Below are 14,443 nucleotides of genomic sequence, written 5' to 3' on the forward strand. Positions count from 1 at the left end.
ATCACTCCCCCATTACAACACGGCACTATTTAATTGCTTCAGATCTTCTTTTATAAAAAGAGTGTACCATACTGAAAAAATGTAAATTATCCATATTCTACGCGAATAGTCGCCTTTATTACTCCGATGCTGGGTAAACATCTCTTCGATGATATTCATATTGAATATTTCTTCAATGCCACTATATCGTATTTGTTCGAACATTATATCTGAAATTGGAGTTTTGAGCCAATCACGAATGGGTACGGGAAATCCTAGTTTCGGGCGATTCACAATTGCTTCCGGAACGATTCCTTCCATAGCTTTACGCAAAGCAAGTTTTGTTGTTTTTTGCCCAATCCGATTGGACACAGGTATTTTACTAGCCGTTTCGAAAACCTCTTTATCTAAAAACGGGACTCTTAATTCTAATGAATGTGCCATGGACAGCTTATCTGCTTTTGATAAAATGTCTCCAGGTAACCAAAAATTCAGATCAATAAACTGCATTCTTGTCGTAGGGTCTAGGTGAGCTGTCTTATCATAAAAAGGCTTAACGATATCCATGGGATGTAAAAAGCTATTCTGAGCGTGTACCGATTCGTGAAGCAAGTTCATTTTACCGCTTTTGTTAAAAATATTAGCATTTCCGAAAAAACGCTCTTCTAAAGGTGTCAGACCCCGAAGTAAATAATTTTTGCCATAAAAATGATAGGGATATACAGATAATGATTTTCGTAACGAATCCTTTATGAAGTTAGGCATCCAGGTTATCGGTCTTAATGCATTTGGCTCTCTATAGATTCTATACCCTCCGAATAATTCGTCAGCGCCTTCCCCTGATAGGACCACCGTGACATGTTCTTTTGCAAGCTGGTTTAGATGATAGAGTGCAATAGCGGAAGGATCTGCAACAGGCTCATCTAGATGCCAGACCGTTTTCGGGATACTTTCAAAAAAATCTTTTTGCGATAAAATGTGAAAATAATGATCTGTCCCCAGTTTGGCTGCCGTTTGATTTGCGATGATTGTTTCATTGTTCAGCCCTTCAAATCCAATCGAAAAGGTTTTTGTTGATTCTTCTGCTCTCATCATTGCAGCTATTGCGGTGGAGTCAATTCCACTGGACAAAAAACATCCTCTATCCACATCACTTTGTAAATGAAGGTTTACAGACTCTTTCAATTTCCACTGAATTTCTTCGGCATAGTCTGCTAAAGATCGTTCTACCGGTTGAAAATGGGGTTCCCAATATTTCTCGATCTTCATTTCACCATCCGAGTTAACAAATAATCGCTCCGCAGGTCCTAATTTATGAATGTGTTCAAACATCGTATCAGGATGCGGGACATACTGAAAAGTTAAGTAGCTGAATAAACTTTGATATTGAAGCTTTCTGGGTACCCCTTGCACTGCAAGTATGCTTTTAATTTCCGAAGCAAATAAAAGATTATTTTCGTCTTTGTAATAATAAAAAGGTTTGATCCCGAAATGATCTCTGGCAGCAAAAAGAGATTGTTCCTTAAGATCCCAAATCGCAAAACTAAACATTCCACGTAAATGATGGACACAGTCCTTGCCGTATTCCTCAAATAAATGCACAATGACCTCTGTATCTGATTGCGTCTGAAAGTGATGTCCTTTTAGCTTTAACTGATTTCGTAGTGTTTTATAATTATAGATTTCACCATTAAAAACAATCCAAAGGGTACGATCTTCATTCGTCATCGGTTGATTACCATCACGTAAATCAATTACAGACAATCTGCGAAAACCAAGTCCAATGTGAGAATCGAGCCATACTCCCTCATGATTGGGACCTCGGTGATTCATAACCCCTGTCATTTGTTTTAAGGTTTCTTCATGTGGTGGCTGTCCATTATATTTTAATATTCCTGCTATTCCGCACATACTATGGTAGTCCTTCCTATAATAAAGATTAGGATATAGAGTGCCCATAATTGCTTTGATAAATTTATCATTTTTTTCTAAAGGATTCACTTATTTGAAAATACAAAAAAAGAAAAGCCTGTATTAGCAGGCTTTTCTCATTCATTCTTACTTTATCTCTCCCATAAAACTTCTAAAGTTCTCGACGATATCTTTGGATCGGGTATGGTGCAAATAATGCTCCCCATCAAGCAACATCAATTTCCCGTGTAAGGAGTCTTTAATCTGTTCTTTATGCAGGGATTCCCAGCCTGGAACATCCGTATTTTCTTTCACTAGGAAGAAAATAACAGGAAGATCTTTTGGGAAATTTAATGTTTCCGTGGCTTTGAAATTACTTTTAAAATGCTCTGCTTCGCTGATGATATTTGGATTCATCATGTTTTTAAGTGAAATCATTCTATTTTGTTCTTTAGTTTCCTCATCATCACTTGGTGTAACGATTTGGGCTGGATTGAGCTTTACCAGCAATCTCATAAATCCTGAGTTTTTAAGCAGCTTATAGGTTCCTGATGGAAATTCTTCATCGTTGCCCCCTTGTGTGGGTACGCTGCTGTCGATGCCTACGAATGCACTAACTTCGTTTTCGTATTTGTTCACATAGTCCAGTCCGTAAATTCCCGCTATAGAATGTCCCATCAGAATATAACGATCTATCTTTAATTCTTGTAAGGCTTCATGAAGCTCACTCACGATATTGTCGACCGTTCGTTCTTTTGTGGTGACATCGCTTAGTCCATAACCAAACGGCTCAACTACTACAACTTTATAGAAAGGAGTCAGTTCATCTACAAGTGGTTTGAAATCAATTACGGGTGATGCGGTTCCAAACCCTGGGAGTAACACGACTGTTTCCTTGCCTTGCCCTTGTATGGTAACATTCATCTTTTTCCCGTCGACAGGTACAAGCTGACCATAGGGTTCTATTTTTCCTTTCTCCACTTTATTGCTGATCACATTGACTGTAAAAACGATGACCAGAAAAAGTGCTAGGAGTATGACTATAGCGACTATTACTTTAAGTAAAATTAATAATGTTTTTTTCATACTTTCATTTCCTTCCTTGATGTTTCTTTTAGTTTCTCCAACTTCTGCACCCCTTCATGTTATCCCTTATCTTTTGTCTATTTCATTCTAACAATCCAGTCTTAGATCCTGTGTAACGCAAGTTTAATTGATTCTTAACTTTCACCAGCTCCTAATGATAACGAATTAAGCTTCTGTTAAGATTTATATAACAAAAAACACCTCTAGATATCCGTCGATCAGCCATAGGCTAATCTAATGTTATCTAAAGGTGTAGTTTCCACTTATTAGTTCATTGATTATTTACGCGCTGCACGAAGCTTCTCAGGGGTTACATCGTTTCCATCCGGATCTAAAATTGTCACGCCAGAAAGACTGTTACGAACTTGTCCACGAATTTCACGCAGATAGTCTTCACGCAATGCGATCTGTTCAACCCATTCGCCTTGTGTCAAGCCTACTTCACGTTCTTTCTTAGCTAATTCATTGATGCGAGTCAAACTTGTAATCATCTATGTTCCTCTTTTCTTAGTTTTAATTAGCTTACTAACGGTTATGGCGATTAGTCCCAGATTCAAGCTAAATTATCGGCCATTTGTTTCATAAGTCTTCTTAATAATAAACGTTCTTCAGGTATAATTCCGGCTAGTAATTTATCCAGCTGTTTGTTCCAGATCTGTTCCACAGGTTCGCAGAGATTACGTCCGGCTGGGGTTAGATACACTCGGCTAACTCTGCCATCTTCAGAATCTCTTTTTCGAACAACAAACCCATGATTTTCAAGAGATTTCACCATATTTGTTATGGTTGGAGGCTCACAATTCAAGCGTTCACTTAGCTGTATTTGTGTCATTCCATCTGTTCTCCATAACCGGCATAATAACTGTTCTTGACCCACATGAAGATTAAGTTCTCTAAGCAGTTCTGCATAATCTCTACGCATTTCCGCTGATATTCTATCCAGTAGTTCCCTTATCTCATCTTCTATCACAGATATTTCCTCCGTACTGCCTTACAAATTACTTAGCAAGCTAATAATATCACGATTTATTAAAAATTTCAAATAAATGTCCGGTAACGTTCATCCTGTCTGCTGACCAAACCATAAAAAAAGGAGTAAAACCACAAGATCACATAGATCTCGGTTTTACTCCTGCTTAGTCGACACTTGACTTCGTTCTCAATTATTTTGTGGAAGCCGTACTTCAAACATCGTCCGCACTACACTGCTTTGTGCAGAAACTGTTCCAGCATGTTGTTCCACAATGTTTTTAGTGATAAATAAGCCCAGTCCCGTACTCCCTGTGGGATGCGTTCGCGCTCGATCCCCGGTGTAGAACATATCAAAAATACGCGGGAGCTCTTCCGGATCAATACAATCTCCATAGTTAATGATCTCAATAACGACTTCATTTTCCTCTAAATACCCATGAATATCAATAAATTGACCGTCGCTTCCATATCGCGCTGCGTTGGTGAGGAGATTCTCAAATACACGCGCCAGCAGCTCACCGTCACCCTCTATCTTCAGAGGTTGGGTTACATCCAAGCGGGAAGTAAGACCATTTTTCTCAAAAACGGGATATAACTCTTCATTTAACTGCAAAAGAAGCTCACTCAGGTCGATCGAGGTTTTTTCAAGCGTAAGCTTACCATAGTTCATTCTTGTGATTTCAAATAGCTCATCAATTAATTTTTCCAAACGTTGAGATTTAGTATAAGCGATCGTTGTATAATGTCTGGTCTGTTCTGGCGTTAATTCATTGTCCTTCAGGATAAAATCCAAATAACCTATAACGGAGGTAAGTGGTGTACGCAGATCATGTGCCAGATTTAATACAAGTTGATCTTTACTGCTCTCCGCAAAGTCGCCCCGCTCGATAGCTTCCTGTAGATGATCAATAGCCAGATTGATATCATGGCCAATAAGGCCGAACTCATCTTTAGAAGGGATATCCACCCGCTCCGAGAAATCACCCGACGCCAGCTGATGGATCCCTTTCGAGATTTCCTTGAAATAATTTGCATATGGTTTAGTAAATATAAAAAAGAATAAGATGGCCAAAGGAATGAAGATAATCAAAAACGCATTAACATCACCGATATCCCGCATCAAGTAGCGAACTTTAGTCAATGGATTTTCTAATAAGACCTCTGATCGATAATATCTCTGCAGAATTTTATAGATTGAAAAGGTAATTCCACCGGATACAAGCATACTGGCCATCAGCAGCATAATCATTTTTGTGCGAAAGCTATAGATCATTTTAGGCATTGGTTATATACCCTTCCCCTACTATTTATCTTTGTAGTGACAATGGTATATGAATTCATTCAAAATCTCAAATCCTTCGAATCAAAGATCTTTCCGCACAAAAATCCGCAGAGAAATGATATATGAACAGCTAAGCAAGAATATATAAGCCAGCCCTAGGATTATAAAGGGAATGACCGTACCTTTCACTCCAAAACTCAGCCATCTGTTCACATCAGGTATCCACTGGATCAAAAAGCTAAACACGTTCGGTCCAAACATAACAATCATCATAAAAACAAGATTAACCACTTGCGCTCCCTTTGCCCCTAACCAGTAATGAATCGGTAAATAAAGCATCGCAAGGAGAGGGAAAATGGATAACGTAATACCAACCTCTTGCCAAAAATGAGGGGTTACGGCTTTACCTGTTACAATAATCAGGAGATAGGTAAAGGACGTGGCTGCCAGCCCAACAAGCGCATACGGAAGGATCGAAAAATATTTGGCACGGACAAGCTCTTGTCTCCTTACAGGGAGATTAACGAGAAACCGTTGCGTCATCTGCTGAGTATCCATTGAGCAGGAGCTTATCAATAACAGCATGGGTGGCATTACCGTAAATAAACTGAAGCTATGATAGTTCGAGTAAGCTATAAAAATAAAAAAGGGGATTAGCAGCATCAGAAATTTACGCAGAAGAATGAAGTCTTTTTGAATTAAAAAAAATGATTTATACACTTTACGTCCTCCTTAGCTTATAACTCTTCCTTGCTAAACAATCGTAGTGAAATCCTATAAGAGCAGTACAATATGGAGAGATAAACAATCCCTATCAAACCAATCGACAACAGATGATCCTGCAGCTTTATGTCGGTAATTGTTAAGAAAAAGGATGAATTTGAGAGTGAAGATCCAGTGTTCAGGGTGGTAATCGTTATTACTACATTAAAAAGGATATTGAAGTAATAGTTTTTGGAACCAAGCCAATAATGAATCGGCAGATAAATAGACGCAGCCAAAGGAATCATAAGTAACGTTAAAGATACCCCTATCCAATAAAACGAGCTAATGGAATATCCAAATGAAAAGGAAATTAGTAACAAAGCTAAAGAGCAAACCAAACCGATGAAACAATAAGGAATAAGTGATAAGTATTTAGCCAAGATAATCTCTTGCCGTCTTACTGGTAACCCTATCACAAACTTTGTGTTGTTATTCTGTGCATCCATAGAACAGGAGTATACGAGCAACAGTAAAGATTGAAAAGTAGCAAACATGCTGGAGTTATCCAGTTGAACATATGCGATGAACAAGATACTCAAGAGAAATATAGGGATAAAATTCCGCAGGAGAATAAAGTCTTTTCGAATCAGCAACAAGAGATTAAACATACAAAGCGTTTCCCTTTACCGTAAAATACATGATTTCTTCCAGAGTAGGTGTTTCGCATATGGCATGACCTCTAAAGAAGTGTTCCCCCTCAGAGCGATTGTTCAGAAGACCCTCGAAACCAACTTCCGTCTCTCTAAGCCCGATGAACCATTTTCGTACATCCCGATCAAGCAACTCTTTATTGCCTTTTACCAGCATGTATTTGTTGGCTAGAGATTCTTTCATTTCATTAAATACTAGATGCCCTTCGTTCACAAAAACAATATAGTCCGCGATCCGGTCCAAATCAGTCGTATTATGCGTTGAAAAAAGAATAGACTTCTTCTCATCTTGGATATGCTCACTAAGCAAATCAAGCAACTCTCTTCGGAATATAGGATCAAGTCCTGCAGTAGGTTCATCCATAATGAGCAGATCTGCACCATGTGATAAGGCAATGGCGAGCGAATACTTCATTTTCATTCCTTTGGAGAGCTCCTTAATCTTTTTCCGCGGGGAAAGCTTGAACATCTCTATGTATTTCCTATACGTTTCTTGATCCCAACGACTATAGAAAGGAGCAATAATCTTACTCATCTGATCGATGGTTAATTGATCGTAAAAGTAATTCTCATCGGAGACATAGCCAATCCGATCCTTATTCTCTGCTTCATGGATAGACATCTCTTGGTCAAAAATCTTGACGCTGCCATGATCAGGAAACACCATCCCCATCATCATTTTTATTAATGTTGTTTTCCCTGCCCCATTCGGTCCAATTAGCCCCGTGATATACCCTTCTTTGATACCGAACGTAAGTTCGCATAGGCTAAAATGGCCATATTTTTTAGATATTTGGTCCAATTGAATGACTTCTTTCATTCTGTCTCCTCCTCATAAAGCAATTTCAACATCTCACTAAACTCAGCAAAATTAATCCCCAGCATTTTACTCTCGTCGATAATCTCCTTCATTTTGTTCTCCATAATCCGTAGCCGTTGTTCCCGAATAAACTCCTGATCTGCACCAGAAACAAAGGAACCTTTCCCCACAATTGAATTGATAAGCCCTTCTCTCTCCAGTTCTTCATAGGCTCGTTTCGTTGTAATTACGCTAATCTGCAGCTCTTTGGCTAATAGCCGGATAGAAGGTAATGGGGTGCCAGACACTAACTCTCCTTGCAGAATCATCTGGCGGATCTGGCTGACAATCTGTGCATAGATGGGTTCACCGGAAGTGTTGGATATCAATATGTTCATGTAATCGTGCCCTCACTCCTAGTTTATGTGTTATCAATGTATATATGTAATATATACACTATACCCATTGTTGTCAATTACCTTTCTTGTATCGGCAAAAAAGCTGATTCCTAGGATCTAAGAACCAGCTAACACAGTTATCAGATATTTTCTCTATCACAATAATCCCGCACTTTTTAAAAAACGGCTAACAATATCTATCTGATAGCGAATCCGTAGCTCACGATCAAGGCTCCAGCAGGTTTCCACAGTAAATGCTTTAGCCCCTAATATACGGGTAACGGCTGCCCTTGAGGAGCCGGGGCGCTCCCGTAAACGGATATTAAAATGATAAGCGGTTTTGGGAATCGTTCGATTAATGCCTTTGATGACACGTTTTGCTGTACCTGTTCCTCGGCTTCCCGGAGTGACGATGATCGACTGGCCAAGTCGCTTCGGATTTTTTTGTGACAACCCATTTGCTTCATGAAGATCCAGAAACCAGGTGGGACGATATCTTAGTACTAGCTGTAGCAAAGCTGAAGCTAATGGATGTTTTGCCGCCGTTTTGCTAGAACGTGGAAAGGTGCGATTTAAATCGGGTACACCTCTGATCCGTTTGCGGTAAGCTTTTTGATTCATTAGAGGTACTACAATGATCGTGCCCCGGTGTATATACAACCTTCTCTGGTTAAAATGTTCTACAATGATCTGTGCGGCACGAATACTTCCTGTCTCATTCCCATGTATCCCCGACACCACCATAAAGACAGGACCAGGAAGCTCACCTCTAATCACATAATAAGGAGTAGCATAAGCTGTGGACGATGCTAAGGTATAGCTTTCAACGATCATAAAGGATCACCTCCACATTTAGATAATCCATATATGTGTATTCCGATGTCTCCCAGTTGTCCTAGACAGATAAGCAAGAAGAAACGACGTGGTCTTTTTTAAAGATAGCATTCGGTTTTCGTAGAAATACAATCAAAAAAAGCCTGATTTCTCAGGCTTCCTTAGTCCTAACTAGTTAATTTATTTATACGCCGGGAGCCAGTTTCCATGGGCTGTGATCAGCTCGTCGCACATATTTGTAATGTCATCCATCGACAATTCAGCTGCTGTATGTGGATCGAGCATTGCGGCGTGATAGATATGCTCTTTCTTATGGGTAATCGCTGCTTCGATCGTTAACAACTGTGTATTAATGTTTGTACGATTCAGTGCGGCGCACTGTGGAGGCAGATCTCCCACGTAGGTCGGAGTTACTCCGCTTCTATCTACTAAACAAGGGACCTCTACACATGCTTCTTTTGGCAAATTAGTGATAAGACCTGTATTCATAACATTGCCACCTATTTTGAAAGGCACATTAGTTTCGATAGCTTCCATAATATAAGACGCATATTCATGCGAACGTTCATGTTTAAGTTCTTTGTTATTAACCAATTCTTCACGCATTTGTTGCCAACGTTCAATTTGATCTACACAGCGGCGTGGATACTCGTCGAGTGGAATTTGAAACCGTTCGATAAGCTCTGGGTAATTACGTTTGATAAAATAAGGATGATACTCTGCGTTATGTTCCGAAGATTCCGTAATGTAGTAACCGAATTTAAGCATCATTTCATAACGGACCATGTCTCCGTGATGTTCTTGTTGCTTCTCAGCGGCACGGCGTTTAATTTCCGGATACAAATCCTCGCCGTCTTTAGTAACCTCCAATAACCAAGCCATATGGTTAATCCCAGCGATCTTAGCCTGAACACCTGTCTGATCCATACCCAGATGCTCGAACAAGCCCGGAATACAATGCTGCACACTATGACATAATCCCACCGTCTTTACACCGCCATAGGTATTCATCACATTGGTCAGAACTGCCATAGGATTCGTATAGTTCATAAAGAGTGCGTCCGGACAAACCTCCCGTACATCCGCAGCAAAGTCCAGTATCACTGGAATAGTACGCAGGTTACGGAAAATCCCACCTATGCCAACTGTGTCCGCAATCGTTTGCCGCAAGCCATATTTCTTCGGAATTTCAAAATCTGTGATGGTGCAAGGATCGTAACCTCCCACTTGGATTGCATTAATGACATATTTAGCTCCACGCAAAGCTTCTTTACGATCCGTATAGGATTTCACAACACAAGTGCTGCCGCTGCTCTCTTTTATATTATTTAGCATATTCTCGGAATCTTTCAGGCGTTGTAGATCAATATCATACAGGGCAAGTTCAAACCCTTGCAGGGCTGGCGTTCTCATACAATCTCCCAACACGTTTTTGGCAAATACGGTGCTACCCGCTCCGATAAATGTAATTTTAGACATGTGAAATATTCCTCCTTATAGGTGAGGTGAACGGTATTAACATCGCAGTTTTATGGAATAGAGTAAACTATAATTCCCTTATAAACACTAGGATGTCAGGTCATAACCGTCTGCTCTCTTCACTAATCACTATAAATGAGAGCGGTCCCAATGAGTATGGAGAAATACAAGAGATATATGGACGTTTGTTGCATTTGTATATTCAATCCTATAATCTAAATGTATTATAAAAGCAATCTTGGGGAGGTTCTAAGTAAATGGCTTCAGAGCATTATCATTTTACAGCAGGGTTTAATCTGGCTCCCGATGATCATGACCTATCTGTATTATTCAGCGGAGAAGGCAAACCCGTTCCTGGCCATAAAATGGGCCCATCTGTTCATGATTACTATCTCATTCATACAGTAATTGATGGGGAAGGAGTTTTTCAAAGTGGCAGTAATTCGCAGGGATGTAGTAAGGGGGATACCTTTGTTATTTTTCCGGGGGCGTTATTTAGCTATCAGGCAGACATGGATCGTCCGTGGACATATGTATGGGTGGCCTTACAAGGGGAAGCGGTTGAACAGCTACTACACGAAGTGGGAATTACAAGGGACAAGCCAATAATCCACTTAGATAACCTAATAGAGATACATAAAGTATATGAACATATTCGTTTATCCTTTCAGCAATCTGCTTATCCTCGACTGGAGAGCTTAGAAGCTTCGGGTTGGCTGCGGCTGCTAGTGCACAAATTCGGTGTTGCGAACATAAGTTCGCTTCCCTCTCAATCGATAGAATTACCGGATGTTATCGACCGCCAGATCGATCAAGCGATCCGTTGGATTTCTCTACAGTTTCATCAACAGATCAGTATCGACCATATGGCATCGTCTCTAGGCTATCATAGGGCGCACCTCTCTAAAGTCTTTAAACAAAAGATCGGCATGTCTCCCAAACAATATTTATTAAAGGTTCGTATGGATAAAGCAAAAAAACTGCTAGGAGGCACGCTGACCATCGACCAGATCTCTTCCTCGGTCGGTTTCAATGACGCGTTATACTTCTCCAAGCAGTTCCGTAAGTGGAGCGGCATGTCTCCCAGTGAATTTCGAAATCATCTTCGAACGGGCAAGTGATTGATGTATCTTACGTTTCTTTCATGGCTTTAGATAAAATTGAGCTAACAAACGTTGTCTTTCCTTCACAATAAGCATCAATGTCATAACGATGTTGTTCTGCCAAGCGTTGTTTGACCTCTGCATACGCTTGACGCGCTGCTGTATTCGATCGCAGATAGTCTCTGAAAGCGATATGCTCCAAGTAGCCTTTTCCATCCTTAGGACATACATACAGATGATATTTCATAAATCCATCTTCCTGAAGTCTTTGAAACGCTTCTCTTCCCTCTATTCCCAAGTTCCCTTGGTGTTCATATCCATGCTGTTGTAAACGTTCTATGATTTGTGGGAGTACATCGTAGCTGTCCATCACAAGATCAAGGTCGATGATAGGTTTAGCAGCTAGCCCTTCAATCGAAGTACTGCCCACATGCTCGATAGAAATAATAAGATCTCCGACATAAGATAAGAGCTGTTCTTTTAATCTATTGAATTCTGCCTTCCACTCTGGGTTATACGGGACAACCTCTATAACTTTCGTCTTCTCAGCGATGATCAAACACCTCCCGGGTATAATAAAAGGTACTGTAATACGTTTCTAGCTAGTCTCTGGTATATCCTCTTTCTCGATCACTCTATAGACGATCCATATGCATAAAGCGGCTACAACTAGCGTTCCCCCCATTAAGCAGACACCACTCCAGCCCCAATGCTGCCATGCAAAACTTCCCAGCGTGGATCCAATCGCTCCACCTGTAAAAGTGCTGACCATAAAAACAGTATTAATACGACTGCGAGCCGCTGGTTCAAGTGCATATATCCGTGTTTGGTTACTGACCTGTGACCCCTGTACCCCAAGATCCAGAATAATAACTCCAGCAATCAAACTCCAGATCGTAAATCCGGCTAAACCAAAAAATCCGTAAGCAATTAATGTAATTAATAGTAGGATTCCTACAATCTTTTTGGGAGCAATTCTGTCTGCTAACCTCCCGATAAATGGAGCACCAGCAGCACCTGCTACACCAATAAGACCAAACAATCCTGTAATAGAGCTACTGTAGTGATAAGGTTCTCCTTCCAGAAAGAAAGCTAGAGAAGTCCAGAACACACTAAAGCCGCCAAACATGCAAGCCCCAATTAAAGATGACTCACGAAGCGTCGAATATCTGCGAATCAGTTGTCCCATTGATTTCAGCAGATCTGAGTACGAGGAATTATTGTCTGGTTTCGTTGCCGGGATTAGCCGATAAAGAATAAGGGATAACAATAACATGACTACTGCGGCAATCCAGTACATCGCTCTCCAGCCGAACATATCCCCTATAATTCCGGATATTGTTCTTGCTAGCAAAATACCAAAAAACAATCCGCTCATTACAGTGCCTATAACCTTCCCCCGCTCCTCCGGTAAAGCTAACTCAGCCGAGAGAGGAATGATGACCTGCGGCACCACCGTAGTTATGCCGATAGCAAAGCTGGCGATATACATCCAAGTGAGGTTTTGTGCGGTAGCGAAACCAATTAGTGACAGTGATACAGCAATAAGAAGTCCTGATATCAGTGTTCTGCGTTCACGAATGTCACCTAGTGGAACAAAAAATAACATTCCCAGCGCGTAGCCGATTTGAGTAAGCATCGATACATATCCCACTGCGTTAGAGGAAGCATTAAATGTGCGTCCTATCTCAGCTAGGAGCGGCTGATTATAATACATATTTGCCACGCTTAGTCCTGATGCAATGGCTAGAATTAGGATGAATTGCTTAGATAGACCTTCTCCTACACGAACAGCAGCGCCTGTGATAGATTGTGTCATGAAATTATGTGCCTCCGTTCACGTATGCTGCTTCAAACAGCGAGCTTTATTTTCCCTAATATATTATAACAGTCAATGTCAACCTTCCTTCTTCAATAGATTAATGATTAGTAAAGGGAAAAATATAAATATCTGCATAAGTACAATTTATAGTAAAATATATAAATCTGAGCTAGGAGTGGATGAACGTGCACCAGAACGAACGAATCATAAACAAATTACAAACGAATCCCTTAAAGAATGTAAGCTTGTTAAAAATGTTAAACTCCTTCCACGAAGTCATGGAAACACATCTAGTTGAGCATGGTGATCAGTGGGGTATTGTATTACTTCTTCCAGCCACAGCATACGCATATGATCATAGGGTATATCCTCAAGCGGATTACATCGTATTTTTGGATTACAGCTGCCCCGATATATTTCCAGCTTTACTACCACTGCTCCCAGCACAGGCGAAGCTTGTTTTTAAACTACAGGATGTGAAGTACCAAGAGGCACTGTCTGCGCATTTTTCTTTAGAAAAAACTCGGGGGTTTTTCTCTTACAGCACAACTGAGGGGTTAAGGTATAGTAAGGACAAAGAGGTGTCAATCAATCATTCATTTGACGACAGACTACTTCCACTTTGGGCTGCTAACCATTACAATAAGGAAGAAATTGAGGAATATTTCCAAAAAGGAGCGTTTTCCGTTTCAATCTTTCAGGGCGACAATCCGGTTAGTACCTGCCTAGCGTTCCGAAATGAAGAGCAGATTTGGGAAATCGGCGCTGTTCATACTTTAGAAGCATTTCAAAGATACGGATACGCGAAAATGGTAGTTCGCACAGCCATACAAGAAACGTTAGAACGAGGCTTTATTCCACGCTATCACGTCCTTGAAAGAAATCAAGCGTCCATTCGTCTAGCTGAATCTATTGGGCTTGTCCCTTGTGTGCAGCTAGAGCACTGGATTAACTACATTCAATAACAATTTCTATTGGAGGTGATTTTAATGAGCTATCCACCAAACGACAATTTGAACTATTATCAGCCTCCACCCCCTCCGGCACCGACGAATGGTAAATCAATCGCTGGTTTTGTCTTGGGAATCCTCTCTATTGTTGTGCCTTATATTGGTTTTCTGTTAGGAATTATTGCGATTATTCTATCCGCCTTATCGCTGAAGGAAATCCGTAATCGTTATGAACAAGGCAAAGGCCTAGCGATTGCAGGCCTGGTATGTGGAATTGTGGGCACGCTGATGTACGCAATTATTATATTATTCGTCGTTGTGTTTGTTTTTGCAGCTTCTACTTACTAACCACGAAAAGGATCTCAATAGCCATCATCGGCTGCTGAGATCCTTTTCGAGTTAACACGCTATCA

General features: G+C 40.5%; 16 protein-coding genes. 3 read left to right on the plus strand and 13 right to left on the minus strand.

All coding sequences use genetic code 11. The annotated features are described in order from the left end of the window. Nucleotides 1-12 precede the first annotated feature (12 nt). The 11 genes from asnB to MHI25_RS16695 all read right to left on the minus strand — a co-directional run bounded on the left by asnB (nt 13) and on the right by MHI25_RS16695 (nt 10,155). Nucleotides 13-1,890 carry an asparagine synthase (glutamine-hydrolyzing) gene (gene asnB, locus MHI25_RS16645; protein ID WP_076126622.1) on the minus strand — a complete coding sequence of 626 codons (1,878 nt, stop codon included), beginning with the start codon at nt 1,888-1,890 and terminating at the stop codon, nt 13-15. 147 nt (nt 1,891-2,037) lie between these two features. Continuing rightward, nucleotides 2,038-2,976 carry an alpha/beta hydrolase gene (locus MHI25_RS16650; protein ID WP_076126624.1) on the minus strand — a complete coding sequence of 313 codons (939 nt, stop codon included), beginning with the start codon at nt 2,974-2,976 and terminating at the stop codon, nt 2,038-2,040. Between the two features lie 278 nt (nt 2,977-3,254). Further along, complete coding sequence (locus tag MHI25_RS16655) at nt 3,255-3,467, minus strand: DUF896 domain-containing protein (RefSeq protein WP_036676956.1); 213 nt, start codon at nt 3,465-3,467, stop codon at nt 3,255-3,257. A 62-nt stretch (nt 3,468-3,529) separates the two neighbouring features. Further along, on the minus strand, nt 3,530-3,946 hold the full coding sequence (locus MHI25_RS16660) for a MarR family transcriptional regulator (RefSeq protein WP_248548678.1): 417 nt from the start codon (nt 3,944-3,946) through the stop codon (nt 3,530-3,532). 189 nt (nt 3,947-4,135) lie between these two features. Continuing rightward, the gene (locus tag MHI25_RS16665; protein ID WP_036676951.1) at nt 4,136-5,230 is read right to left on the minus strand and encodes a HAMP domain-containing sensor histidine kinase; all 1,095 of its coding nucleotides are present in this window, start codon (nt 5,228-5,230) and stop codon (nt 4,136-4,138) included. A gap of 81 nt (nt 5,231-5,311) precedes the next feature. Continuing rightward, nucleotides 5,312-5,950, minus strand: a complete 639-nt coding sequence (locus MHI25_RS16670; protein ID WP_076126625.1) for an ABC-2 transporter permease — start codon at nt 5,948-5,950, stop codon at nt 5,312-5,314. Nucleotides 5,951-5,967: 17 nt separating this feature from the next. Beyond that, entirely contained in the window at nt 5,968-6,603 is a 636-nt protein-coding gene (locus tag MHI25_RS16675) for an ABC-2 transporter permease (RefSeq protein ID WP_076126627.1), read from the minus strand. Beyond that, nucleotides 6,596-7,465 (minus strand): ABC transporter ATP-binding protein, encoded by an 870-nt coding sequence (locus MHI25_RS16680; protein WP_076126629.1) that lies wholly within the window; start codon nt 7,463-7,465, stop codon nt 6,596-6,598. The genes MHI25_RS16675 and MHI25_RS16680 overlap by 8 nt, the downstream gene beginning before the upstream one ends. Next, nucleotides 7,462-7,842 carry a GntR family transcriptional regulator gene (locus MHI25_RS16685; protein WP_076126630.1) on the minus strand — a complete coding sequence of 127 codons (381 nt, stop codon included), beginning with the start codon at nt 7,840-7,842 and terminating at the stop codon, nt 7,462-7,464. Before MHI25_RS16685 ends, MHI25_RS16680 begins: the two co-directional genes overlap by 4 nt. A 156-nt stretch (nt 7,843-7,998) precedes the next feature. Continuing rightward, on the minus strand, nt 7,999-8,676 hold the full coding sequence (locus MHI25_RS16690) for a succinylglutamate desuccinylase/aspartoacylase family protein (protein ID WP_076126632.1): 678 nt from the start codon (nt 8,674-8,676) through the stop codon (nt 7,999-8,001). A 180-nt stretch (nt 8,677-8,856) separates the two neighbouring features. Further along, a complete protein-coding gene (locus MHI25_RS16695; RefSeq protein ID WP_076126634.1) occupies nt 8,857-10,155 on the minus strand; it encodes an alpha-glucosidase/alpha-galactosidase in 1,299 nt (432 codons plus the stop codon). Between the two features lie 257 nt (nt 10,156-10,412). On the opposite strand from MHI25_RS16695, the gene MHI25_RS16700 reads away from it, so the two are divergent. After that, nucleotides 10,413-11,276 carry an AraC family transcriptional regulator gene (locus tag MHI25_RS16700; RefSeq protein ID WP_076126635.1) on the plus strand — a complete coding sequence of 288 codons (864 nt, stop codon included), beginning with the start codon at nt 10,413-10,415 and terminating at the stop codon, nt 11,274-11,276. A 10-nt stretch (nt 11,277-11,286) separates the two neighbouring features. Here MHI25_RS16700 and MHI25_RS16705 read toward each other — a convergent pair whose 3' ends face one another. Together MHI25_RS16705 and MHI25_RS16710 are read right to left on the minus strand one after the other, a co-directional pair. Continuing rightward, a complete protein-coding gene (locus tag MHI25_RS16705) occupies nt 11,287-11,811 on the minus strand; it encodes a GrpB family protein (protein ID WP_076126799.1) in 525 nt (174 codons plus the stop codon). 45 nt (nt 11,812-11,856) lie between these two features. Beyond that, nucleotides 11,857-13,077: an MFS transporter gene (locus MHI25_RS16710; RefSeq protein WP_076126637.1), complete on the minus strand. Its 1,221-nt coding sequence runs from the start codon at nt 13,075-13,077 to the stop codon at nt 11,857-11,859. A 281-nt stretch (nt 13,078-13,358) separates the two neighbouring features. On the opposite strand from MHI25_RS16710, the gene MHI25_RS16715 reads away from it, so the two are divergent. Both MHI25_RS16715 and MHI25_RS16720 read left to right on the plus strand, forming a co-directional pair. After that, on the plus strand, nt 13,359-14,045 hold the full coding sequence (locus MHI25_RS16715) for a GNAT family N-acetyltransferase (protein ID WP_175620034.1): 687 nt from the start codon (nt 13,359-13,361) through the stop codon (nt 14,043-14,045). 24 nt (nt 14,046-14,069) lie between these two features. Beyond that, entirely contained in the window at nt 14,070-14,378 is a 309-nt protein-coding gene (locus MHI25_RS16720) for a DUF4190 domain-containing protein (RefSeq protein ID WP_036676925.1), read from the plus strand. Nucleotides 14,379-14,443: the final 65 nt, after the last annotated feature.

It is taken from the genome of Paenibacillus sp. FSL E2-0177, from assembly GCF_037992975.1.
Taxonomy (GTDB): Bacteria; Bacillota; Bacilli; order Paenibacillales; family Paenibacillaceae; genus Paenibacillus_AQ; species Paenibacillus_AQ odorifer.